This window comes from Acetobacter pasteurianus subsp. pasteurianus LMG 1262 = NBRC 106471, from assembly GCF_000285275.1.
GTDB classification, from domain to species: Bacteria; Pseudomonadota; Alphaproteobacteria; order Acetobacterales; family Acetobacteraceae; genus Acetobacter; species Acetobacter pasteurianus.
On sequence record NZ_CADO01000117.1, the window covers coordinates 1 to 1,578 of the forward strand.

Sequence of the window (1,578 nt, forward strand, 5' to 3'; positions counted from 1 at the left end):
CCTTCTTCCATCCCTACAATATGGGAAGAAATTCAAGATCTAACAGGCCCTAGCGCGGGCCTTCAAGCAATGATCTGAAAGGTCACATCATGAGCAAGTCTTCGTCTCCTTATGTGCGTCGGCTGCTCTGGATTGTGGCCTGTTTTGTGGGTGGTTTTGCGCTTTTGTGCGTGAGTGGCTGGGCGCTTGTCGTCAACGGCAGCACGCAGGACTCCGCGATGGTGACAGTCCTCCGCTGGCTGCCCGTTGCAACGGGTGCGATCACGGTAGCCGCGGGATTTTTCCTGCTGTCTCTGCCCGTGCCAGAAGACCCGGAAGACTTCTTTCTGCCGGATGACGCCGACGGCGAACTTGAGAGAACAGACGGGAAATAAAAAGAGGTTCAGCCCGTTATCAGAGCTGAACCCCTCTCGCCCTGACCGTCAGTGTGACCGTCAGGCTTTGACGGACAGAAAGTCAGCCAACGCTTCGTTAAACAAAAGCGGGGCCTGCAGGAAGGCGAAGTGGCTGGTCTCGGGCAGGATCATGTAAGAACTGTCCGGAATATGCGCCACCAGATATTCCAGATGGGCGCGATGAATCATCTCGTCCCGGTCCCCATCCACAACCCATGCGGGGCAGCGGATGGCGTTCAGGCGGTCTTCCGTGAATTCGGCATCATGCTCCCATTTCCACAGGCCCCAGACGGTTTTTGAAAAGACATCAAATTTATCCGGGGTCGGGGAAAGCTCGCGGTAGTCTTCTGTGGCGCGCTTTACAAAAGCGTTGACCACCTTATCTCCGCTACACGCCAGATTGAGGCCGGATGCGGACATATGCGGCCCGTAAGCAAAGATGCGTTTGATGCGATCCGGGTGTTCAGAGGCCAGAATAATGCTCTGCACACCGCCATCGCTCCACCCGACGAGACTGGCATTCGGAATTTCCAGATGGTTCATCAGGTGAATGATATCGTCTGCCATCTGAGCGTAGCTGAGGGGTTTATCCCCTAACGTGCTGCGGCCATGCCCGCGGCTATCCACGAGGATGACACGGTGCGTTTTGGCCAGATAAGCCGCCTGTATGCCCCAGTAGTCAGAGTTTGCCATGCCCCCATGCAGCATGATGATGACATCGTCCCCTGTGCCGCCTTCCGTATAATAGAGCGAGCATCCGTTAATGGGGGCGTGCTGTCCTTTAAAGGAGGCCAGAGGGGCCGGGGTGGCAGGCAGGGTCTGCCAGCGTTTTGTTAAATGCTCAGTCATATCGTCAGGCCTCGTAAAAGAGCGTGTTGTGGGTATCTTGGTATAACAAGATACCCTGCGCCTTTAAATGGCCGTGTATGACGAGACTTGCAGATGTGTGAGGGGGGATGCTGTTTCCCCAGATCCCCCGCTTGTCTTTTGGTTTGAAAAGCGATAGACTGGGGAATTCGTTGTTAGGCAACAGGCCTTATTTTTTAGGCGTCCGAACGGCCGTTACTTCAATTTCAATCAGCCACCCGGGGTTGGCGAGCTGGGCCACGGCAAAGGCGGAGCGCACTGGCAGATTAGGGCCTGTTAGGGCTTGATCCAGTCTGCTGCGGCAGCGATGTGGATG

General features: G+C 55.6%; 2 protein-coding genes. One reads left to right on the plus strand and one right to left on the minus strand.

Annotated elements, in window-relative coordinates; translation table 11 throughout:
• Positions 1 to 89: 89 nt before the first annotated feature.
• A complete protein-coding gene (locus APA10_RS11790) occupies positions 90 to 374 on the plus strand; it encodes a hypothetical protein (RefSeq protein WP_003631393.1) in 285 nt (94 codons plus the stop codon).
• A 60-nt stretch (positions 375 to 434) separates the two neighbouring features.
• Here APA10_RS11790 and APA10_RS11795 read toward each other — a convergent pair whose 3' ends face one another.
• Positions 435 to 1,244, minus strand: a complete 810-nt coding sequence (locus APA10_RS11795) for an alpha/beta fold hydrolase (protein ID WP_003631394.1) — start codon at positions 1,242 to 1,244, stop codon at positions 435 to 437.
• Positions 1,245 to 1,578: the final 334 nt, after the last annotated feature.

Bases quoted from the DNA above. Each gene is read 5' to 3' on its own strand.
- APA10_RS11795 (WP_003631394.1), bottom strand. From the start codon at position 1,244: ATGACTGAGCATTTAACAAAACGCTGGCAGACCCTGCCTGCCACCCCG.
- APA10_RS11790 (WP_003631393.1), top strand. From the start codon at position 90: ATGAGCAAGTCTTCGTCTCCTTATGTGCGTCGGCTGCTCTGGATTGTG.